The organism is Amycolatopsis regifaucium, from assembly GCF_001613935.1.
Taxonomy (GTDB): Bacteria; Actinomycetota; Actinomycetes; order Mycobacteriales; family Pseudonocardiaceae; genus Amycolatopsis; species Amycolatopsis regifaucium.
This window is the reverse complement of record NZ_LQCI01000002.1, coordinates 84251-106079: the sequence shown is the minus strand read 5'-3', so window position 1 is coordinate 106079 and position 21829 is coordinate 84251. Positions and strand designations below refer to the sequence as shown.

At 68.9% G+C, this 21829-nt stretch carries 12 protein-coding genes; 10 read left to right on the top strand and 2 right to left on the bottom strand.

Features of this window, described 5'->3' with window-relative positions; all coding sequences use genetic code 11:
* Positions 1–40 precede the first annotated feature (40 nt).
* The 10 genes from AVL48_RS01540 (at position 41) to AVL48_RS01495 (ending at position 13754) form a co-directional block, all read left to right on the top strand.
* Positions 41–2551 (top strand): helix-turn-helix transcriptional regulator, encoded by a 2511-nt coding sequence (locus AVL48_RS01540; protein WP_061989777.1) that lies wholly within the window; start codon positions 41–43, stop codon positions 2549–2551.
* Positions 2535–3032, top strand: coding sequence for an SsgA family sporulation/cell division regulator (locus AVL48_RS01535; RefSeq protein ID WP_061989779.1), 498 nt, complete (start codon positions 2535–2537; stop codon positions 3030–3032). Before AVL48_RS01540 ends, AVL48_RS01535 begins: the two co-directional genes overlap by 17 nt.
* An 18-nt stretch (positions 3033–3050) precedes the next feature.
* On the top strand, positions 3051–5303 hold the full coding sequence (locus tag AVL48_RS01530; protein ID WP_244162600.1) for a hypothetical protein: 2253 nt from the start codon (positions 3051–3053) through the stop codon (positions 5301–5303).
* 427 nt (positions 5304–5730) lie between these two features.
* The gene (locus tag AVL48_RS01525) at positions 5731–6279 is read left to right on the top strand and encodes a hypothetical protein (RefSeq protein ID WP_244162601.1); all 549 of its coding nucleotides are present in this window, start codon (positions 5731–5733) and stop codon (positions 6277–6279) included.
* Between the two features lie 281 nt (positions 6280–6560).
* Positions 6561–8249 (top strand): carbamoyltransferase N-terminal domain-containing protein, encoded by a 1689-nt coding sequence (locus tag AVL48_RS01520; RefSeq protein ID WP_061989781.1) that lies wholly within the window; start codon positions 6561–6563, stop codon positions 8247–8249.
* On the top strand, positions 8246–9520 hold the full coding sequence (locus AVL48_RS01515; protein ID WP_061989783.1) for a cytochrome P450: 1275 nt from the start codon (positions 8246–8248) through the stop codon (positions 9518–9520). Before AVL48_RS01520 ends, AVL48_RS01515 begins: the two co-directional genes overlap by 4 nt.
* A complete protein-coding gene (locus AVL48_RS01510) occupies positions 9517–11238 on the top strand; it encodes a fatty acyl-AMP ligase (RefSeq protein ID WP_158070232.1) in 1722 nt (573 codons plus the stop codon). Before AVL48_RS01515 ends, AVL48_RS01510 begins: the two co-directional genes overlap by 4 nt.
* Before the next feature lie 23 nt (positions 11239–11261).
* The gene (locus AVL48_RS01505) at positions 11262–11546 is read left to right on the top strand and encodes an acyl carrier protein (RefSeq protein WP_061989787.1); all 285 of its coding nucleotides are present in this window, start codon (positions 11262–11264) and stop codon (positions 11544–11546) included.
* 13 nt (positions 11547–11559) lie between these two features.
* Entirely contained in the window at positions 11560–12810 is a 1251-nt protein-coding gene (locus AVL48_RS01500) for a cytochrome P450 family protein (RefSeq protein WP_061989788.1), read from the top strand.
* A gap of 47 nt (positions 12811–12857) precedes the next feature.
* Positions 12858–13754 carry an AurF N-oxygenase family protein gene (locus AVL48_RS01495; RefSeq protein WP_061989790.1) on the top strand — a complete coding sequence of 299 codons (897 nt, stop codon included), beginning with the start codon at positions 12858–12860 and terminating at the stop codon, positions 13752–13754.
* Positions 13755–13893: 139 nt separating this feature from the next.
* On the opposite strand, the gene AVL48_RS01490 is transcribed toward AVL48_RS01495, so the two are convergent.
* Positions 13894–18837 carry an SDR family oxidoreductase gene (locus AVL48_RS01490; protein WP_061988612.1) on the bottom strand — a complete coding sequence of 1648 codons (4944 nt, stop codon included), beginning with the start codon at positions 18835–18837 and terminating at the stop codon, positions 13894–13896.
* 22 nt (positions 18838–18859) lie between these two features.
* Positions 18860–21829, bottom strand: coding sequence for an SDR family oxidoreductase (locus tag AVL48_RS01485; RefSeq protein ID WP_074038271.1), 2970 nt, complete (start codon positions 21827–21829; stop codon positions 18860–18862).

Genomic DNA, 21829 nt, shown 5'->3' with positions numbered 1-21829 from the left:
GCTGTTATTCCAGGAAAACCGAGGCCGGAAGGACTGCGAAATGGCGCGACGACGTGGCGGACCGGTAGGACGGAAGGCGGAACTCGCGACCCTCGTGGCGGACCGTCGTACCGTCGGCCCGACCGTGGTGTCCGGTCTGCCGGGCAGCGGCAAGTCGGCCTTGCTGGACGAGGTGCGCCGGACGCTGGCCGAGAGCGGTGCGCCGGTGCTCAGCGTGTCCTTGCACGTCGAGCGACCCGAGTGGGACCTGTTCGGCTTCCGATCGGTGCTCGCGGCTATCCGTGAGCAGTACGAGCAGTTCGAAACCGACTCCAAGCTGCCGGAGTCCCTGGAACGGGTGAGCGGTTCGTGCACGGAGGCCGCCTATGCCGATCCGTGGTCGCGCTTCTGCCTCCTGCACGCGATGAGCACCTTGTTCACCAGGCTCGAGACCACCGCCCCGGTGACGGTCCTGCTCGACGACGCCGACCGGCTCCCGGATCCCGTCCTCGCCGTGGCTCCGATGCACCGTGCCGGTCATACGGTGATCGCGTCGTGCCGCACGCCGCTGCCCGGCCGGCCGGACCCGTTCCGCGGAACGCAGGGCCGGACGATCGAACTCGGCCCGCTTCCTCCGGAAGAAGCCACGGCTCTGCTGCGGCGCGCGGTGGGTGCGCGGATCACGCCTGCCGTGGAGCAGGCGGTCCGGCGGGCACTCGGACCGCTGTGGGGCCATCCGGCGGCACTGCTTTCGACGGTGACCGAACTGCGTCGCGGTGAACGGCTCCAGGTCGTCGACGGTCTCGCCCATCTGCGTGACGCCCAAGCCCCCATCGCCGTGCCGGACGGCCACCCCTTCTCCGAAGTGCTCGAAGGCCTCGGGGTGATCGGCGAGCGGCTGGTGCTGCTCGCGGCCGGTTCGCCCGGACTCGCCCTGGAGGAGATCCCCTATCTCGAGGACGGCGACGGAACGGGCAAGACCGCGGGCCGGGCGGCTGACGCACTCATCGAGGCGGGGCTGCTGGACCGCGATCCGGACGGGCGGATCCGCTGCCGGGTGCCGGGAATCGGGGCAGCGATGGTCCACAGTGGACTCCATGTCCGACGGCTGCACCGTGCCGTCGCCGAGGGCATGCTGGGCAGCGGCAGGGTGACCGGGCCGCATCGGGAACCGCTCGCCAGGCATATCGCCGCAGCGGGAAGCGCGATGCCCCCTCGCACGGACCACGTCGGCCTGCTGCGGGCCGCTGAATGCGCGCTCGCCGCCGATTCCCCTGAGCGCACCGCGCATCTCCACGCGATCTGGCGGCACACCGGCCGGACGGCAGACCGGGCCGGACGCCAGACCGAACTCTTCCGTCATCTGGTTCGCACCGCCGATTACCCGGCGCTGGAAACCTTCGTCCAGGAGGCGCTGACCGAGGCGCCGGGAGCGGACGAGCGCGCCGAACTCGCCGTCGCGGCGGTCCTGTCCGCCGTGCACCTCGGGCGTCCGGTACCGGAAAACGTGCGAGACAGGCTGGTGGGCGACGAAGCGACGCTGGAGTTCGCCGACCGATGGTTCGCCGGTCGGCGGATCGTGCCGGAGGACGTGGAGCTGTCCCTGCTGCCGATCTGGCGCCAGGTCAGCTTCGCGGCGCCCGCACCGGGCAGGCGCCGCAAGCTGCCCGATGACGAACTCGCCGAGGCCTGCGCCATCCGCGATCTCGTGCCCGTGTTCCGGACGGTGCTGGGCCGGGACTACCGGACCCCCTCGTCCGGGCCGGTGGCCGCACACCACCGGATGCGGACCGCGCACGCGGAAGGGCGCTGGGAGGAGGCGCTGGAGGCGGTGAACGAGCTCGAAGCGCACGATTCGGTGGACGAGCTGGTCCGGGAGCACACCCGGCTGCTCGCGGCGGAGGTGTGCGGCAGGATAAATGGAGCGCGGCGCGCGGCAGGCTGGCTCGCCAAGGTTCCCTTGAACGGCAGTCTTCCCTTGCTGCGGGCCTGGGTGGAAATGGGCGCCCACCAGGAGACCGAAGACGACCGCGAGGCGTTCGAGTCCGGTTGGCGTGCTTTGTGGACACATTTCGATTCGGCCGACGAGGTCGGGGCCGCGCGGCTGTTCCTCCGGCTGGCCCGATCGGCCCGGCGCGACGGTGACGCCGTCCGGCACGACGAGGTGGTCGAGGCCGCGGAAAAGTGGTTCGCCCGCAAGGGGACCTCGCATTCCTCCGAACTGCCCGCCCTGGTGCGCGCCCTGGTGAACGGCGACGAGACGGGGGCTTCCCCCACGGAGCGGGTCCTGGTCGGACTCGGCCGGTTTCCCGCCGACGTCCGGACGGAGAACGGCGGCGGCGAGGCGGCGGGCCGTCGGGGCGGTCGCGAGCCGTTGTCGGAGACCGAGATCGGCATCCTCGACCTGGTGCGCGACGGACGGACCAACCGGCAGATCGCCCGAGCCGTCCGGATCAGCGAGAAAACGGTCGAGAAGCACCTGACGAGGTTGTTCGCCAAAGCGGGCTGCCGCACCAGGTACGGCCTGGCGACGTCGAGTCTGGGGCGACGGTCGGATGTCATCGGTGCCTGAGGATTCCGGCTGCCGCCGCAAACGGCTGCCCGCCACCGGGCGGGTGGAAGGCCACACCTCGCACTCACATCGGGCCGATTTCACGCTGCGGTGCCCTTCGGGTGACGCGGTGGCGGTCGAGGCGTTCCTCTGCTATGACACCAAGGACCCCCTGGTCGTCACCCTGTCCTTTCTGCGCGGCGAGATCGAACCGATCGACTGGGTGCTCGGGCGTGACCTCCTGATCGGCGGGACGGCGCTTTCGGTGGGGGACGGAGACGTCCGGATCCACCCGGGTGAGGACGACCCCGGTCTCGTCTGGCTGCGCCTGGACGCACCGGCCGGGCGGGCGGTACTGACCGGCTGCCGTCGGCAACTGACCGAATTCCTCGACTGCACGGTCGCTTTGGTGCCCTTCGGCGAAGAAACCGCGTGGTTGGAGATCGACGCGTCGATCACCCGGTTCTTCGCCGAAGACCGCGATGACTTCCCCGAGTCTTGACCTCGAAAGGTGAACCCGATGCCGGTCCTCAAAATGCCACGTCTCGGCCGACGCAAGTCGCGAGTCGCCTGCGTGCGCATCGGCGCCTCGCTCGTCGTACACGGTCCGGAGGGGATCACGGCACAGGCCCGGGAACTGGCCTCGTCGATGCCGGCCGATCCGGAGCACGCCGTCGTCGTCGTGGACCGCCCCGGTGCCGACGCCCACTCGATCGCGAACGCCGTCGGAGCGGTTTTCGGCGAGGAACTCCGGCCTCTCCGCCTGATCCCTTCCACCGACGCCGGGCCCATCACCCTCGCCACCGCGCAGAAACTCGCGGACCGAATCGACCGGACGGTGATCTATCCCGACGGGGTGGTGCTCGCGAGCGTCTCCGGCCTGTGCTTCCTGCCGCCCTTCGAAGCCAACGGGTGGGTCGGCTGCGGACCGGACAGGGAACCGGTCCGGCTGGGCAGGAGGTACCCCTCGCCGGAGTGGGACGGTCCGGTCACCACCGACCCCCAGCGGGCGGGGCGGGCCCTCGTGGTCGAACCGCTGCCCGCCGGCGTCTGGCTGCGTTCCGATGGTCCACAGCGGTGGCTGGACGCCGACCGCGCGAGGCTGACCCGATGGCTCAGCGTGCGTCCCCGTGAGTTCACGGCCGTGCTCGGCGGACACGGTCTGCCGCCGCTCGCACTGGACGACGTCGTGCGGTGGTGGGCCTCGGTACCGCCGGAGACCCGCGCCCGGACCCGCTTTCTGAGCTTCGGGAACGTTCCGCTGCCCTCGGACACGACACTCGGGCAGGCATTGGCGGACGCCGTCGGCGAGGAGATCGTGCTGTACGGCGGTCTCCCGGTGGGTTCACCCGCGGCACCCGAATTCTTCACCCTCCGCGAGGACGGTTCACACAGCTTCCGGACCTTCGCCGAACAGATCACCTTCTCGCCGCGGCGCGGTTCGGCCAAGGCCGCCGCTCCGCAGATCCGCCAAGGCCGCCTGCCCTTCAAGGGTTTGATCGAGGTCGGTCCCGGGGTGTATCGGTACGAAGAGGATTCGGTCGTCGAGGTCGTCCAGGCAGGATTGTGGCTCCGCACCACTCGTGAGCCGGAGCGGGCGGCTGAGATCAGGATGATGCCGTACGACCCCGGAGCCTTCCTCGTCTTCTTCGATCCCGCGATGGCCGGGCACGACGCGCTCGTCGCGAAGTTGCTCGACCGGCTGGACGGTCCGGTCCGTGCCGGCGCGAAGCCGTTCCCTGTCCCGTCGGCACCGGAACCGCGACGAACCGAGCTTCCGTTCACCGCCGATCTCACCACGCCGCTGACGCCGCTGCCCCGGCTTTCGCGGCTCCTGCGACGGCATCTCGAAGAGTCGAAGGTCCCGCGACCCGAGGCGGATACGGAAGTTCCTTATCTCGCCGTGGAACTGAGCGGAGGAGAGGGCGAACCCGCGCTTCCGGAGCCGCGACCGGAGACCGAACCCGAGCGAGCGGCGGTCCAGCCCACGCCACGACCCGAATCGCGCGTCTGGCCCCTGGACCCGGGATTCGTCGCCGATCGGGAGTCGGTGCGGTCGGGACGGGAGAGCGCCTTCGATGCGCTGTCGGCGCAGATCGCGGAGACCTGGCGTCGCTTCTCGCCGAACCGCCCGATGTCGGACAGTGGGCTGACCGAAGCGGTCGCGGCCGGGTTGTACCTGGCCGGTGACGATCCCGACCTCGACGCGTGCCTGCGCGCGGGTGCGGAAGGACCGCACGTGGACTTCGGCCGTTGTGTGGCGGCGGGTCTGCAGAAGCTCCCGGTGCATCGCAACGTCGCGGCGACGGTCGTCGACCCGGCGCCGGGTTCGTGGGAGTTGCTCGGCGACGGCATGGTGCTGCGGGAATGGGGCTTTCTCAACCTGCTCACCGTGCCCGATGACGCGGAAAAGGGTTCCACGGACCTGATCGTCTGGTCGGGGACCGGGCGGCTCACCGCCTTGATCGAACCGAAAGAGGAGGGCCTTCCGAATCGGGTGGTCTTCCTGCCGGGCACGGCCTTCAAAGTGCTCGAAGTCATCGAGCCCGGGGAAAAGGAGCGAGGACGAATTCTGATGCGCGAACTGATGGCATCGGAAGTCGGTGCGGACGGCGGCAAGGCCGGTTCCCAGGCCCGGGACGAACTCATCCGGACGTCGTTGCGGCGATTCACGGGCCGTTCGGGCGGCGCGCGGTCATCCCGCAGGAGGACGACACGGTTGGGCCGGATCCCCGGAATCGCGGACCCAGCTGACCGGAAGAACGAACTTTAGGCACGGATTCGCGCCGGCTTGGCGGGTGACTCACTGGCCTCGCCAGCACGACAGCGCTGGAGGGCCCCATTCCCTGCGCCAGGCGCACGGAAGGAGCCCGTCATGTACTTCACGCATATAACCCCGGCCGCTCCACGTCGGAAGCCTCAAGCCAGGAATTCCGTGAAGGCCTCCTTGCCTACCCTGAAAGTAGGGAAGGAGGCCTTCACGGACAAGCCACGTTCACCTCGAACGTCCTTGGTGAAGGAAACTCCTCCGCCTCGCCCGCGCGGGGCCGTCGTACCGGAGAAGCGGGCGAACCCGCGTTACCGTCGGCGGCGACCACGGCCGAAAGCGCTGACAAGGAGGGCGGTTCGCTTATGACCACCCGGGCCCGGCCGGAGGATCCCCCAGGCTTTCCCAGCGAATCATCAGCTAAGGAGTTCCCGTGGCGACGAAAATCGATGCCAACGCCATCCGAGGGGTGGCCGACAACATCGCCAAGATCATGGACGAGCACAAGACGGCCTTCGAGTCGCTGAAGAACCATTGGCCTAACGCGGGGAAGTTCCCGCTGGCCCAGTGGGTCGAGAGGGTCGTCGATGACCGGCGCAACGCCGTTGTCGCGCATGCCGACCATCTCACGCTCACCTTCGAAACCATGAGCGCGAAACTGAAGGCCATCGCGGACAAGTTCGAGAAGACCGACGGCGACAACGCCGCGGCGATCAAGAGTCTTCTCGCCGCGCTCGAAGGGGAGATCTCCGGCAAGATCACGACCTTCGACCAGAAGACCGAGAACGACCAGCGGAACTATTCCGGGGAGGGCACCAACTCCGACGGCGACGGATACAACGACAACCTCACCCAGGCGGTCCCCAGTGCGACGGAGCAGAGCAACGGGGAGAGGCCGAATGAGCCCTGGAACGCCTATACGAATCCGGATCCCACGGTGAACCACAATCCCAAGCCGGACGAGAACGGCTGGGTGTCGTAGACGCTTTCCGTCCGCCGTGTACCGGGCGTGCCGGGGTGCTGGAGTATGCCTGAATATCGGCCCGGATTGCCCTGATTCACCCTCGGCTCAGGCCGCTTACACCGGGGTCGGGCGGTCGCATCCGGAACATGTCCGAAGAGGCAACGATCCTATGCTGGAAGTCCAAGTCGGCCCGGCCATGTTGGACATTTTCGACCCCGCGTACTGAAGATGGTGCCGAATTCTTCTGTTCAGCTGACTTCCGCGAATCGGGAAATCGACTCCGGGAAAGGGGTACCGCCATGAGCGAGATCTTCTGCGGATTGAAGCTCACCCACGACGGCTCCCTGGCCGCGATCGAAGACGATCGACTGCTCTTCTCGATCGAGGCCGAGAAACTGGAGAACCGGGATCGGTACTCGGCGCTGAACACGTGGCGTGACCTCGTCGCCGTACTCGGCGGGCAGGGGCTGTGCCCGGAAGAGCTGACTTCGATCGCGGTGGACGGCTGGGGACGAACCGCGGGTGAGGACACCCACCAGGTCCACGTGATCGACGACGCGGGCGGCCGGCGTCCGGTACCGGTCGCCTCCTATCGCGACTTGCCCGGCAGTGGCATCGACCCGCTCAGCCGTCCGTTCGAAACGGCCGAACTGTTCGGTGACCGCCTGGTGAAGTTCCGCAGTTTCAGCCATGCGACCGGCCACGCGCTGGCGGGCTACTGCAGCAGTCCCTTCGCCCGGCGGGGTGAATCCGCGCTCATCGTGGTGTGGGACGGCGGCATGGCGCCCTGTCTGTATCACTACGACCCGGCCCGCCGGTCTCTGCGGCCGCTGCGCTGGCTGTTGGACGTCCTGGGTGGTCTATACCCCATCTTCGCCACCCACCTCGAACCCTTCCGCACCGGGGACGGCGCCCTCGACACCGATGCCCGGAAACTGGAGACGGTGATCCTGCCGGTCTCCGGCAAAGCGATGGCCTACGCGGCATTGGGGAGCCCGGACGACGACGCCCTGGCCGCCATGGCCGCCGCTTCGAGCAGGCACCGGCCCACCGACGTCGTGCCCATGTATCTGTGGAGCCGCTCCGTCCTGCGCGAGCTGGCGCCGAAGAAGCTTTCCGACGCCACCCTGATGGCGTCGATGCAGGAATACCTCGGGGGACTGCTGGTCGAAGCGCTCCGCCGGTTCGTGACCGAGCACAAAGAGTTCCGCGGTACGCCGCTCGCGTTGTCCGGTGGATGTGCCTTGAACATCAAGTGGAACGCCCGGGTCCGGGACTCCGGCCTGTTCTCCGAGGTGTGGGTACCGCCGTTCCCCAACGACGCGGGTTCGGCCATCGGCGCGGCCTGCGCGGAGATGATCGACCGCACCGGGAAGAGTGCCCTGCACTGGTCGGCCTTCGCGGGACCGGAGGTCATTCCCGGTGCCGAAGTGCCGCAGGGCTGGACGTCGACGCCGTGCACGCTGGACGAACTGGCCGAACTGCTCGCCGTCGAAGGCGAACCGGTGATCGTCCTGACCGGCCGGGCCGAGATCGGTCCCCGCGCGCTCGGGCACCGGAGCATCATCGCCCCGGCGATCGACGCCGGGATGCTGGACCGGCTGAACGAGCTCAAGCAGCGCGCGTCCTACCGGCCGGTGGCACCGATCTGCCTGGAGGACGCGGCTCCCGACGTGTTCTCGCCGGGCACCCGGGACCCGTACATGCTGTTCGAGCACCAGGTCCGTCCGGAATGGCGCGCGCGGGTCCCGGCCGTGGTGCACGTCGACGGCAGCGCCCGGCTGCAGACCGTCGGTGCGGAGAACCCGGTGACGTACGAACTGCTGACCGCCTACCGGCGCCGGACCGGGGTACCGGTGTTGTGCAACACCAGCGCGAACTTCAACGGATCCGGGTTCTTCCCGGACGTCGCTTCCGCCGCCCGCTGGGGAAAGGTCCGCTACATCTGGTCGGAGGGGGCGCTCTACCGCTCTGAGGCCGGCCGATGACCACCGACCTCGGAGAGGTCTTCGCCCGCTTACCGGAGGTCCTGCGTGAGCGGGAGCCCTACCCGGTTCTCGCCCGCCTGCGGGAGTCCTCGCCGTATCCGGCTTCGGACGGCGTCGTCGTGGTGGCGAAGCACGAACACTGTTCGGCGATCCTGCGCGACCCACGCGTCAGTAGCGACAGGAGCCGGGCCCGCATCTTCCACGAGGACGTCCGACCGGCGAGCCGGAAGCTCGTCGACCTCGATCCGCCGGACCACACTCGCCTCCGCCGCCTGGTGTCCAAGGCCTTCACCGGGCGCGCCCTCGCGCCGCTGGTGACGCGGATCAGGGCGACGGTGCACGATCTCCTCGACGCGATTCCCCCGGACAAGCCCTTCGATGTCATCAAGGACTTCGCTTCGCCGCTGGCGTTGTCGACGGTCTGCGCCCAGCTGGGCGTTCCCGCCGCGGATCACGAACTGGTCGGCGACTGGTCCAGGACGCTCTCCCGCGGGCTGTACCCGCTCCCGCTGGGATCGGTGGATCACGAGGCGACCGGCGACGCGGCGCGGGCGGGTGGACGCCTGCTCGTCTACTTCAAGAAGCTGCTCGCGGAACCACGTTCGGCGCCGCACGGCCCCGTCCTCGACGCCCTGCTGAACACCGGGGACGAGGGAAGCGGGCTGAGTGAAAGCGAAGTCCTCGGTATCTGCGTGCTGCTGATCAACGCCGGCTACGAGACGACGGTCGATCTCGTCGGAAACGGCGTCCGGGCACTGCTGGAGCATCCGGAACAGTTGCGGCGTCTCACCGAGGATCCGGAGCTGGCGCCCGCGATGGTGGACGAGGTGCTGCGATACGACTCGCCCGCGCAGATCACCACGAGAGTGGCCGTCGCCGACCTGACCGTCGGTGGACTGCGGATCGCGGCAGGGGATCTTCTGGTCCTCCTGCTGGGTGCGGCCAATCGCGATCCCGCCGTCTTCGCCGGGCCCGACGAGTTCGACATCGGCCGGCCGGGAGCCGGGCAGCACCTCGCTTTCGCGTCGGGCCCGCATTTCTGCCTCGGCAGCGGGCTCGCCCGGGTCGAAGGAGCCGCCGCGTTCGCGGCGTTCGCCTGCCGGGTTGTCGAGCCGAAGCCACTGACGGATCGGCTCACGTACAAGGCGACCCCGAGTTTGCGTGGACCGGAAAGTCTCGTGGTCGCGTTCAGCGGTGTCCGTGCTGCGCCACCGGTGCTCAGCAGAGCGACCGCCGACCACGGGGTCGGCCAGGGAAGGAGGCGGACGTGACCGGTGTGACCACAGCCCCAGGTGTGGCGCGGGTCTTCCAGGAGCGGGTCCGGGAGCACGGTGAGCGGGAGGCCGTGGCCTTGGTCCGAGACCCGGACGACCCGGACTCCACCGTGTCCTGGAGCTATCGACGGCTGCACGACGAGGCGAGTGCCGTCGCGGCGCAGCTCGAACGCCTGGCCCGGCCGGGAGACCGGATCCTGCTGACCTATCCGTCCGGGCCGCATTTCGCCGCGGCCTTCCTCGGCTGCCTCTACAGCGGACTGATCGCTGTTCCGGCGCCGTTACCCGTGCGCTCCAGACAACAGAAGCGTCGATTGACGGCCATCGCGGAGGACGCCGGTGTCTCGGTGGTGCTGGCCCACTCCGGCGACCGCGACGTCGTACTGGACTGGGTGTCCTCGGAAGGGCTCGGCGATCTGGTTCCCGTGTTCACCGACACCGCGGACCCGGCCGCGGCGGCGGACTTCTCCGCGCGGGAGAGCGGACCCGACGCCGCCGCGTTCTTGCAGTACACCTCCGGGTCCACGGGTGACGCCAAGGGTGTCGTGCTGACCCACGACAACATCCTGACCAACTCCCGGATCCTGTTCGAGATCACCGATCTGCCACCGGAAGAGATCCGCCTGGTCTGCTGGCTCCCGCTCTACCACGACATGGGGTTGATCGGCCAGCTGCTGAGCCCGCTGTTGTTCGGTGGCACCTCGTATCTCCTCGATCCCGGCACCTTCGTCCGGCGTCCCTATTCCTGGCTGCGCACCATCGACCGGTACCGCGCCACGGTCTCGGCGGCCCCCGACTTCGCCTTCGGCCTTTGTGTCGACCGGATCTCCGACGAGGAGGTCTCCCGGCTCGACCTGTCGACCTGGAAGATGGCGACCAACGGTGCCGACTGGCTCAACCTGTCCACCATGCGCGGCTTCACCGACAAGTTCGCCGCCGCCGGGTTCAAGGCCGAAATGTGTCCGGCGTACGGCCTGGCGGAAGCCACGCTGATCGTGGCGAGCCGTCGTTCGGCCACCCTGCGGGTCCTTGACGCGGACCGGAACGCGCTCGACGGCGGAGCCTTCGAGGTCGCGGAATCGGCTGAGACCGGCAAGCGGATCATCAGCTGCGGGTTCCCGCACGAGATCGATCTGGAACTGGTCGATCCGGACACTCTGGAGCCTCTCGGCGAGGACCAGGTCGGTGAGATCTGGCTGCGCGGACGCAGCGTCGCCAAGGGGTACTGGGGCAAGGACGAACAGACCAGGCAGTTGTTCCACGCGACCACGGCCCAGGGCGACGGACCGTATCTCCGGACCGGCGATCTCGGGTTCCGCCACGACGGCGAGCTTTACGTGACCGGGCGGATCAAGGAGGTCATCGTCGTGCGGGGGCTGAAGATCTACCCGCAGGACATCGAGTCCGCCTTGCGGGCGGAATTCCCGGAACTGCCGGGGATCACCGCGGCCTTCCGCCTTCCGGGACCCGAGGACGAACCGGACCGGGTCGTCATCACGCACGAGGTCCGCGAAGCGCCGGCCGAATATCTGGCGGAACTGGCGCAGAAGGTCGTGCACCTGGTGGCTCGCGAGTTCGGTGCCCAGGTCGCCGGGGTGTCGTTCCTCCGCCCGGGCGGCGTACAGCGGACCACCAGCGGGAAAGTGAAACGCGTGGAAATGCGCGAACGCTATCTGGCGGGCTCGTTGCAGCCCGTCTATCAGTACACCCGCTGAACTCGAGCACAGGAGAACAGGAAATGAGTATCGAGCAGAACGGTCTGCGGCAGATCGACGAAGAAAAGCTGCGTGAGTGGCTGGTCTCCCGGGCCGCCAAGTACGCGAAGCTGGACGACGCCGAGATCGACGCCGACACGCCGCTGTCCCAGTACGGCTTGGATTCGGTGAGCGCGGTCGCCCTCGCCGTCGACCTCGAGGACGAATTCGGAATCGTGCTGGGCGTCGACACGCTGTGGAAGTACCCGACCGTGAACCTCGTGGTCGAGATGCTTCTCTCGACCCCCCAACGAAGCCAGCGGGATTAGCGGAGGAACTTCGGTGGATGACCTTTCGACCGCCCGCACCGTCCAAGAGCGACGGTGCCCCGTCGGCACCTCCTTGCACAGTAAGCTCAGGACACCGGACTTCGCGGCGAATCCGTTCGATCTGCTCGGCGAACTGCGGGAGAGCGGGCCGGTGCACCGGTGCGAACCGCCCGGCGCGGCCCCGATCTGGCTGATCACCCGGCACGCGGAGGGGGCCGCCGCGCTCACCGACCCTCGGCTGGTGAAGGATCCGACCGCGGTCGGTCTGCCCGCGGGCTGGCAGCCCGGCACGGAAACGTCCCAGCTCTGGTCGAAGGATCTGGCAAGCAACGACCCGCCGAACCACACCCGGCTGCGCAAGCTCGTGGCCCGTCCGTTCACGAAGCGCCGCGTCGAGGCGATGCGGCCGGGCATCGAGAAGGCCGCCCGGGAACTGCGCGAGAACATGGTGCGGCACGAAACCTTCGATCTGGTCACCGAGTTCGCCGGCGGTCTGACCACCGCCACGATCTGCGATCTGCTCGGCATACCCGCCGCCGACCGGGACACCTTCCAGGGGTGGGCGGACACGTTCTTCACCGTCACCGTGCCTGGGCAAGCGGACAACGACCTGTTCGTCTCGATCACCAAATACTTCGCCAGGCTCATCGCCCGCAAGCGCGACGATCCGCAGGACGATCTCCTGAGTGCCCTGATCAAGGACACCGGAGACGACAAACTCGACGGCCATGAACTGATCTCGATGGCGTCGTCGCTGCTGCTCACCGGACACGAGCCCGCCGTCCGGCTGATCGGCAACATCCTGTTCAGCCTGCTGCGCAGGCCCGACCTGGTCCGGGAACTGCGAGAGGACCCGTCGCTGATCCCCGCCACCATCAGGGAGATCATCCGATTCGACAGCCCGGCGCTGACCTCGCTGGTCCGCTTCGCCGCCGAGGACATCGAAATGGGCGACGTGGTGATTCGCCGCGGGGACGCGGTGCTGGTCTCGCTGCTCTCGGCCAACCGTGATGCGGCGAAGTTCGAGCAGGCGGACGAATTCCTCCCGGCCCGCGACACCGCCGGTCACCTCGGTTTCGGCCTCGGCATCCACTTCTGCATCGGTGCGCAGCTGGCACAACTGGAGGCGGAGGTGGCGGTGCGGGAACTGCTGCCGCTGCTGCCCGAACTCAGCCTCGCCGTTCCGGAAAGCGAACTGCCCTATCACCCGGGGTTGCAGATGTACGGGGTGCAAAGCCTACCGGTGCGCCTTCGTCGGACGTGATGATCCCGCTTGGCTCTATCCGCCGACCTAGTGGAGATGAAGATGCCATGTCCCCTGTGACAAGGGAAACGAGCCGCGAGAAGACGGCGGAGCGGCTGCTCAAGTCGTCCGCCGGAAAATTCTACGACCCCGAAGTCGACATCGACTGGAACGCTCCACTGGTCGAGGGGAAGTCCTTCATGCTTCCTCACCGATCTTCGCTTTACGGCACGAAGCTGTGGGACACGCTTTCGCATGAGCAACGCATCGAGCTCGGCAAACACGAGATGGCCAACGTCGCGGGTTTGGGACTATGGTTCGAAAACCTCGTGATGCAGATGCTTCTCAAAGAGCTCTACACGGGGGATCCGATCAGCTCGCACGCCCAGTACGCGCTGACCGAGATCGCGGACGAATGCCGCCACTCGACCATGTTCGCGCGGCTGACCGGCTGGATGGATTGCCCGGTTTACGGCCCCGTACCGTGGATGCGTCAGCTGGGGAAACTCTTGCCCACCCTCAGCTACGGGCCCGCGCGTTATGCCGCGATCCTGGTCGCGGAGGAGGTACTCGACCGCATCGGGCGTGAGCAGATGAACAACCCGGACATCCAGCCCCTGGTGCGGATGGTCAACCGGATCCACGTGCTCGAAGAAGCCCGTCACGTCACTTTCGCCCGCGAAGAGCTCACCCGCGGGATGGCGCAGATGTCCAAGACGGAATTGCTCTACCAGCAGGCCATGGCCGCACAGATCTCGTTCCTCGTGGTTCGCGCGTTGGTCAACCCGAACTTCTTCGCGGCGGTCGGGATCCGGCCCCGTGAAGGTGCCAAAGCGGCATGGAACAACCCGCGCTGGCACGAGACCATCCGCTGGGCGGGGGAGAAGGTCATGCCGTTCCTTCTGGATTCGGGCTTGGTCGGCAAACCCGGCATGTACTTCTGGCGTAAGTCCTTTCTCTTGTGAAGGGGGCGGAGCACGACTCGGTCTGAGCTCGCTCCCGGAGTACATGAAGGCCCCCTTCCTTGCGCTAGGCGCAAGGAAGGGGGCCTTCATGTACTCCGGACGGGGTGAGGCGGGGTCAGCCGGTCTGTACCCGGTCGCTTCACCCGCCGTCGACCCACAGCACCACACGTCCCTGCGCCATCGCGAGTCCTCCGCCCGGCTCGATGTGCACGGCCGTGGCGTCCCTGGCCCCCGGAAGGGCGACGAGCCGCGCGATCTTCATCCGCCCCCCGGCGGACTCCGCCGGCGCCAGGATGGCGGCCAGTGCCGGATGCGGCAGGCAGGCAGCAGGCGTCGGCGTACCGCACCACAGGTCCTCGTCCGCGTGAGCGCGCACCCCGGCGAGCCCGCCGACCGGGGCCGCGGGCGCTTCGGGCGGGTGCTCGCCGTAGTTCACCACCGCGGTCGCCACCGTGCCGGTATCGTCGTTCACCGTCACCCGTACTTGCCAGACCTCATCGGTCCAGCCACCGGCCGCGTCGAACTCCAGCGCGAGAGAGTTCCCGTCATGCCGAAGCCGGTCGAGGTGGAGGTCCACCTCGGAGATCGATTCCAGGTGCTGGCGCGGATGTCCTTCCGGGCGCACCCAGTCACCGGCGGCGAGGACGTATTCGAGCAACATCGGCACGGAGAGCGCGCCGGTGGATTCGCGCAGGTGGGGGTCCTCGGCGAGGGTCCATCGGTGCCGAGCGCGGAATCGCTCGTGCTCGGCGAACCGGCTGACCTCGCCGAGGAACAGCCGGCCGGTGTCCACTCGTGTCCGGTCCGGGCTCCCGGCGGGCCACGACGTGCCGCGCAGATGATGCGGCCGGGCCATCACGCCGAGCCTGCCGAAGTAGCCGGACTCCCCGCTGTGGTCCGGGTTTCCGGTCAGTGCGGCCATTTCCGAGAGCCAGTTCGCGACGCCGTCCTCGGATGACATCGTGGAACCGTAACGGGCGGCACCGACGTAGTGGACGATGTTGCCGGTGCGCTCCCAAGTCGGCCAGTTGATCGTGTGCACTGGCACGCCACTGCGCCGCGCGGTCCACAGTCCGAGCCTGCTCAGCGCGCCGCTGCCCGCCGCGTAGGCGGTGTGACCGACCATTCCGCCGCTCGCGGACATGGACCCCGCGCAGGAGACGAAGCGCAAGGGCCGGTCCACCGACGCCCGCGCGGAGACCGCGTCGAACAAGGCCACGAAGCCGGTGACCTTCACGTCGACCGCCCGCACCACTTCTTCCGGCGTCAGCCGGGAGAACCGGACACCGCGATAAGTGGCGGCGTTGTGCACCAGCACGGTCGGGCTTTTGTCCAGAGTGGACAGAAGTCGTTCGACCTGAGCCCGGTCGGTGACATCACAGGGCTCGTAACGGATCCGCAGACCGATGTCGGCCGCGGCGGCGAGGTTGGCCAGCGCGGTCCGTACGAATTCGGCGTCCTCGACGGCACGACGGCCTTCGGCGACCCCGCCGGGTTCACCGGCCGCGTCGATGAGCCGCCTCTTGCGCCAGTCGGCGAAGGTGGCATCGTCCGGCACCGCACCGGGGCCGGTCAGGGGGCGTCTTCCGGTGACCACCACCTCCGCGCCGAGGGCGGCGAGTCGCCGGGCGAGGGCGAAACCGACTCCTCGCCCGCCACCGGAGACGAGTACGCAGTCTTCGGGGCCCACCGGCGACGCCGAGGCCGGGTCCGATGGTGCGGAGGTGATCCGGACACGCTGAACGTGGCGTACACCGTCGCGGTAGCCGACCTCCTGATCACCGGGCAGCCCGGCTTCGATGTCGAGCACCCTGGCGATCGTGGCGGCATCACCTCGGTCGAGGTCGATGCTCCTGGTGCGGACCCCGGGCAGTTCGACCATCAGGTTCTTCGCCAGTGCGACCCAGGCCCCGCTCAGCGGTTGCGGAACGGGACCGCCGGAGTGTCCGAACAGCCCGTCGCCATGGCCGACCGTCAGATACTGGAAGCGGTCCGCTTCCGCCGATTCGAGCCAGTGGTCGTACACCGCCTGAAGTGCCGCGGTGGTGGTCTGGAGCGCTTCACGCCAGACCGGATCACCCAGCTCGTAGTCGGTGAGACCGGTGAGCGTGAGATCGGCGATGGCATCCCACTCGGCCGTCAATTCCGCGACACACGTCGGGGAATCCGCCGTGACGACGATGGCGCCTCGCGCGGAGAGCTGCTCCGCCACCGCTTCGGTGGTGGGTCCGTGCGCGCCCAGCACCAGCACCCGCCGGTCCAGAAGCCCACCCGGAGCGGACTCCACCGGACGCGGCACGGGCTCGGCCACCCAACGCTGCACCTGCCTGGAGAAGGACGAACTGTCGTAGGCGAGAAGCTGCGGGCGCACGGCCGGTTCGTTTTCCGCACCGTCCGGGGGTGTCCGCACCGCCGGCGGGGAGACCGCCAGAGGATGTGCCGCACGCTGCTCGTCGACCGTCCGCACCCGTCCGCTTTCCTGATGCACGTAACCCAGCGGTTCGCCGGTCGCGCCGGTCATCCGCAGCACAAGCCGTCCGTCCGAGGTGAAAACCCCGCCCCAGTCACCGGTCTCCGGGCCGGAGGTGGCCCTCAGCGTCAGTTCCTCCCCGGCCAGCGCGACGTCGTCGAGGCCGCCGTAGAAGTCGATCCTGCGTACCGTCCGCGGCACCGCGATCGGGCTCCACCCGTCCTCGGCGGCCACCGCCATCACTTGCGCCAGCGCGTCACAGACGACGGCGGGGAACACCGCGTCCTCGAACCAGCGCGTCACCTCGACGCGGTCGAGGGTCAGCGTGGCCAGTTTGCCTTCGGGACCGAAATGGACTCGTTCCGCCGCCGCGAAGATCCCGGACAGCGCGACGAACGGGTTCGGCAGTTGATAAGGGTTCGCCAGCTCCAAGGAGCCGGCGGTGACGGGCAGCCGATCCGGTCGCGGCCGCGGGCACTCGACCGGCCGGTCACGCAGGACCACCGACATCCGGCCGTGCTTCCGGTCGGTGGCCAGCACCGTCCCGTCCGGCGCCACCACATCGGTCAGGATCCGTACTCGCACCACGGTTTCGCCGTACTCGCCAGGCGTGTCTTCGACGACCTCCGCGACGATCTTCTTCCGCTGGGGCCGGGCGGATTCCCGGAAGACGCGGACGAAGCGGTCGAGGGAGAGGTCGCGGACGCCGACCGGCACCCGGCCGGGCACGAGTGCTTTCGCCGCCTGTGCGGCGATCTCCACGACGAGCATCCCGGGTACGGTGGGATGCCCGCCGACGAGATGATGCCGCAGATAGGCGTCACGGTCGACGCTGAATTCCCGGTGCGCCACCAGCCTGTCCGCGCCCGCCTCGGTGACTTCGCCGAGCAGCGGTGCCGCCTTCGGCTCGGGGCCGGGGATCCAGACCGCGATCCGCTGCGGATGCCGCTCGCTCATGATGCGCCGTTCGACCGCCCCGAAATAGCCGAGGGTGGGAGCGGCGCCCGGCCTGCTCAGCTCGGCGAGGAAGTGCGCGATGCCCTCGGCGGCGGGCATCCGCGACAGATGCCGGTCCAGCACCTCGGCCACCAGCGGCTCGGTGGAGCGGGTCGTGCCGTCCCACAGTCCCCAGCCGAAGGTGGTTTCGGTCGAATCCAGCGCCGCGTCCGCGGCGGTGTACAGGAAGTCGTTGGCCGCGGCATAGTCGGTCTCGCCTTGGATACCGAAGAGCCCGGCCAGCGAACCCGCGTTGACCCAGCGCCGGGGCGGGTTTCCGGCAAAGGCGTGTTTGAGCGCGTGATACGTGTCGATCTTGATGTCACGCACGGCCCGGAAGTTCTTCAGCGGTTTCGCGGGCAGTTCCGCGGAGCGGGTCAGTCCGGAGAAGTTCAGCAACAGATCGACGGGCCTTCCGTCGTGCGCCGCGGTCACCTCCGCGCACACCCGCCGGACCTCGGCTGGATCACGCGTGTCACACACGTGGTAGTGCACCTTGCCCTCGCCGCAGAGCGCGGTGAGCCGGGCCAGATCGGCGTGCACTTCCCGGGCTTGGGCGAGTTTTCGCAGCCTGGCGTTGGCCATCGGTACACCGCCGACTTCACGGGCGGCCGCCACCAGGGCCGTCCGGCGACGAAGCCGATGGGCTTCTTCGTCCTCGGTCAGTTCTTCGTGGTGGTAGGCGGAAAGGTCGTTGGTGCCGAGGATGTGGACCACGGGACGGCAGTTCTCCGCCAAGCCGAGCAGGGTGAGCATTCCGATGCCCCGGCTCGTGCCCGCGCCGAGGACGACGGAGTCCTCGGTCAGTACCGGTCCCCGCGCCGGCGGCACGGGGGCGGGCCGCGCGCGCCGTACCCAGCGTTCCCCGCCTCCCAGTACGACTCCCGGCAGGGCATGCCGGACCCGCATCTCTTCGGTGAGCTGCGCGGGAGCCGCCTGATCGTCCGCGGCGGTCAGGACCACGCAGAACCGTGCCTTGGCGACCACCGGTTCCAGCTCCAGCACCTTGACCAGTCCGGTGAACAATCCCGCGTAGGGGTGGACCGCTCCGTCTTCGCGTGCGCCGCCGGAAAGGGCGATTCCGTAGGTTTCCAGCCCCTGGGCGGCTTTCGCGACGAGAAAGCAAGCGTCATGCAGGCGGAGTACGTCGGCCGGGGCCGAGTCGCGGTCCAGCCAGTCGTGCCAAGGATCCAGGGTCGCGAGCACGCGTACATGCCGGTAGGACCGTTCGGTCAGCATCGCGAGGAGTTCCTCGCCGTCGTTCACCCGTCGACCGCCGAGCCACCAGCCCGCGTCATCGAATCGAAGGACGACCGCGTCGTCCGGCAGCCCCTCCGGTACCGAAGCGCCATCAGCGAGCACCACCAACGTGCCGGTCGGGAACAGCGGTCCGGCAGGGCGCACAGGGACGCGCTTTTCCCGCTGCCAGGACAGTTCGTACCGTTGCAGCACGGTCGTGGGTGAGGCCGGGGACCGGACCCGCAACCGGGCCGCCCGGCCGTTCGACTCGCGGGCCACGACCTGTTCGGGCACCTTGCCGGTCAGCACTTCCAGCAGTTCCCGCGCTCCCTCGGCGCCGAAGAGATGCGGTGAAACGACGCCATCCGGAATGCTCATGACAACTCCAAAGCAGTGTGCGTCAGGGTTCGATGTGCGCGAGCACGGGAAGAGACCATTCCTCGGCCTTCTCCGCCGAAGTGACCGCGAAGAGGTAAGCGCCTTCCGCGTCGACGGAGTCACCGGACGGTTTCTCCCGTAGCGACCGGACCCAGGCGGGGTACGGGTTGGCGCTCATCCCGCCCACCAGGGCCAGGTCGAGATCGCCTTCTTCGAGGAACCGGGCCGCGGTCTCGAAGGATTCGAGCAGGGCCGCGGTCCCGGCGTCCACCACCAGGTTCAGCCCTCGGAGATCGAAGTGGTTGGCGATCCTGGAGGCGATGACGTTCGGCATCACCCCGGGCTGGGTGTCCGGGCTGATCGCGGGCCAGGTGCCGGCCACCTCGGACCACATCCGGTCGAGGAAGTCCGCCACGGCGGGGGTGGGATTCCCGCCCACCGCCGCCCGGACGTCGTCGAAATGCACCCGCAGTTGCGCGCCGTGCATCGCGCCGGTCTGGCCGGTCACCCCGAACAGGACGCCGGTGGTGTCGCGGTGGGTCTCGCACAACTTCCGCACCGGGGCGGGAAGCCGCACCATGCACTCGAGAGCCAGTAGCTGCGCCCGGTCGATCCGGCGCATCATCGGCGGTGGCAACGCGACCCCGTCGATCGGGTGCACCGGGTAGACCGCGCCGAAGGAGGCCGCGCCGTCGTCCGGCTCGCAGGCCGACCAGCCGACGATCACCAGCGGCCGGGACCGGACGGCGACCGGGGCGGTCGCACGCGGTCCCTCGGACGCCCTCGGATGCAGCTCGGGAAGGTACTCCGACACCACGGCCGTCGCGTTCGTGCCGCCGAAGCCGAACGCGGCCACCGCGCCGGTCCGCGCTCGATCACGGGCACCTCGCCGCCAATCCGTGGTCCGGCGTGGCACCTCGATGTTCGTGGTCTGCTCCGTGACCCGCGCGGGCAGGCGTTCGAACCGGTGCTGAGGCGGAATCCGGTCGTGGCGCAGACACAGCAGGAGGTGGATCAGGGACACCACGCCCGCCGGCCACCCGGTGTGCCCGATGACGGATTTGTTGGACACCACGGTGACCGGGCGGTCCGGCGCGTAGACCTCGGCGATACCCAGCAGTTCGGCGGTGTCGCCCGTGGGGGTGCCGGTGGCGTGCGCGATGACGAGGTCGATGTCCCGCGGGCTGGTTCCGGCCTTGGCCAGCGCCCGTCGTGCCGCCATCACCTGGCCGGTGGTGGCGGGCGCGTTGATCGCCTTGCCCTTGCCGTCCGCCGACAGACCGACTCCACGGACGATGCCGAGCACGGTGTCGCCATCCGCCAGCGCCCGGGACAGCTTCTTCAGCACCACGAGTCCCGCGCCGTCGGCGAACAGCACGCCGTTGGCACCTTCGTCCAGCGAGCGGACTTCGCCGGTGGGGGACAGGCCGCCCATTTTGGCGAACGCCACCATGTAGGTGACCTGCATGACCGCCGAGCCACCGCACACGGCGACATCGCAACGGCCGGAATCCAGTTCTCGGATGCCCCGGTCCAGTGCGTACAGCGAGGACGAACAAGCCGTGTCCACCACGTGCACGGCGGAATCACCGGGAAGGATCCCCGCGATGGCGTCCGACGCGATCGCGTGCGGCAACGACCGGGCGGCATCGCCCGTGCCGCGCGGGAAACGGGCCAGGACGCGCTGCTCGACCTGATGTTTCTCCTCACCGGTCATGCCCTGCGCGTGCGGTCCGTCGAGCGCTTCGCGTACCGCGGCGACCACCTGGGCCTCGGACAGGTGCTGGCTGCCGTCGGCGGTGAGCCCGACACAGAAGGCGACCCGGTCGTCTGCGCCCACGCTGGTGTGCTCGAGCGCCTGATACAGGCTGTGCCGCAGCCACAGGGTGCTGAAGTCGGTGTCCGCCGGTGCTTCCGCCGCGAGCCGGGGATGCGGACGGAAACCGGTGATGAGTCCGGAAACCGGCTGCGATCCCTTGTCCGGCACGTCGGTGCGGTTCGGGGTGAACGCGGCGGTCACCCAACGGTCGGGGGTGGCCTCGGTGAACAGGTTCGGTCCGTCGACCAGCACGTCCCAGAACTCCTCCGGACTGGACGCGCCGGGTACCGCCATGCCCATCCCCACGACGACGATCGGATCTTCGGTGTCCGGCTCCGCGGGCGGGGTGGACTCGGGTACTGGTGGTGGAGCGACGTCCTGCACCGTGCGGGGCGGCTCGGGAAGATCCCCGCACATCAGGTCCACACCGCCGTCCGCGCTGACCGTCTGCCCGGTGATCCAGCGGGAGCGGGACGAGGCGAGGAAAGCGACCAGTTCGGCGAACTCGTCGACCTCGCCCAGCCTGCGACCCAACGGCGTCCGGTCCCGCATCATCGAGGCGAAGTCGGCGTAACCGGGGAACATGCGACCGCCCGCGGTGTCCAGTAGCCCGCCGGAGGCGGTGTTGACGCGGATCCCCGCCGGGCCCAGCTCCACCGCGAGGTACCGGGTCATCGCCTCGAGCGCCGCCTTGGTGACGCCGATCGCGAGGTAGTCCTTCAGCACCGAGCGCGCCCCCACCGAGGACACGTTGACCACACTGGCCTGACCGCTCGCGGCCAGCAGTGGCCGGGCCCGTTGCACGCAGCGCAAGGGGGCCTTGAGGTTCGTCGCCAGCGCCCGGTCGAGCTCGTCCTCGCTGATCCCGGCGGCGGTGCCGAAGATCCCGAGCGCGGCGTTGTTGACCAGGATGTCCAGCCTGCCCTCGGCCTCGCCGATCTGCCCCATGATCCGTTCGACGTGCTCGTCCTTGGCGACCGAACCGCGCGCGAGCCGGACGTCCAGTCCTTCGGCGGACAAGCGCCCGGCGATCTCCTTGCCTCGCTGGAAGGAGTGGAAGCAGTTGAGATAGACGACCGCCCCGCGGCGGGCGAGCAGTTCCACCACCGCGGAACCGACGCCGCCCGCGCCGCCGGTCACCAGGGCGACGCGGCCTTCCAGTTCCCCGTTCAC

What these genes read in the sequence shown, in the direction of transcription:
- AVL48_RS01540 (WP_061989777.1), top strand. Translation starts at nt 41, where the DNA reads ATGGCGCGACGACGTGGCGGACCGGTAGGACGGAAGGCGGAACTCGCG.
- AVL48_RS01535 (WP_061989779.1), top strand. Translation starts at nt 2,535, where the DNA reads ATGTCATCGGTGCCTGAGGATTCCGGCTGCCGCCGCAAACGGCTGCCC.
- AVL48_RS01530 (WP_244162600.1), top strand. Translation starts at nt 3,051, where the DNA reads ATGCCGGTCCTCAAAATGCCACGTCTCGGCCGACGCAAGTCGCGAGTC.
- AVL48_RS01520 (WP_061989781.1), top strand. Translation starts at nt 6,561, where the DNA reads ATGAGCGAGATCTTCTGCGGATTGAAGCTCACCCACGACGGCTCCCTG.
- AVL48_RS01515 (WP_061989783.1), top strand. Translation starts at nt 8,246, where the DNA reads ATGACCACCGACCTCGGAGAGGTCTTCGCCCGCTTACCGGAGGTCCTG.
- AVL48_RS01505 (WP_061989787.1), top strand. Translation starts at nt 11,262, where the DNA reads ATGAGTATCGAGCAGAACGGTCTGCGGCAGATCGACGAAGAAAAGCTG.
- AVL48_RS01495 (WP_061989790.1), top strand. Translation starts at nt 12,858, where the DNA reads ATGTCCCCTGTGACAAGGGAAACGAGCCGCGAGAAGACGGCGGAGCGG.
- AVL48_RS01490 (WP_061988612.1), bottom strand. Translation starts at nt 18,837, where the DNA reads ATGAGCATTCCGGATGGCGTCGTTTCACCGCATCTCTTCGGCGCCGAG.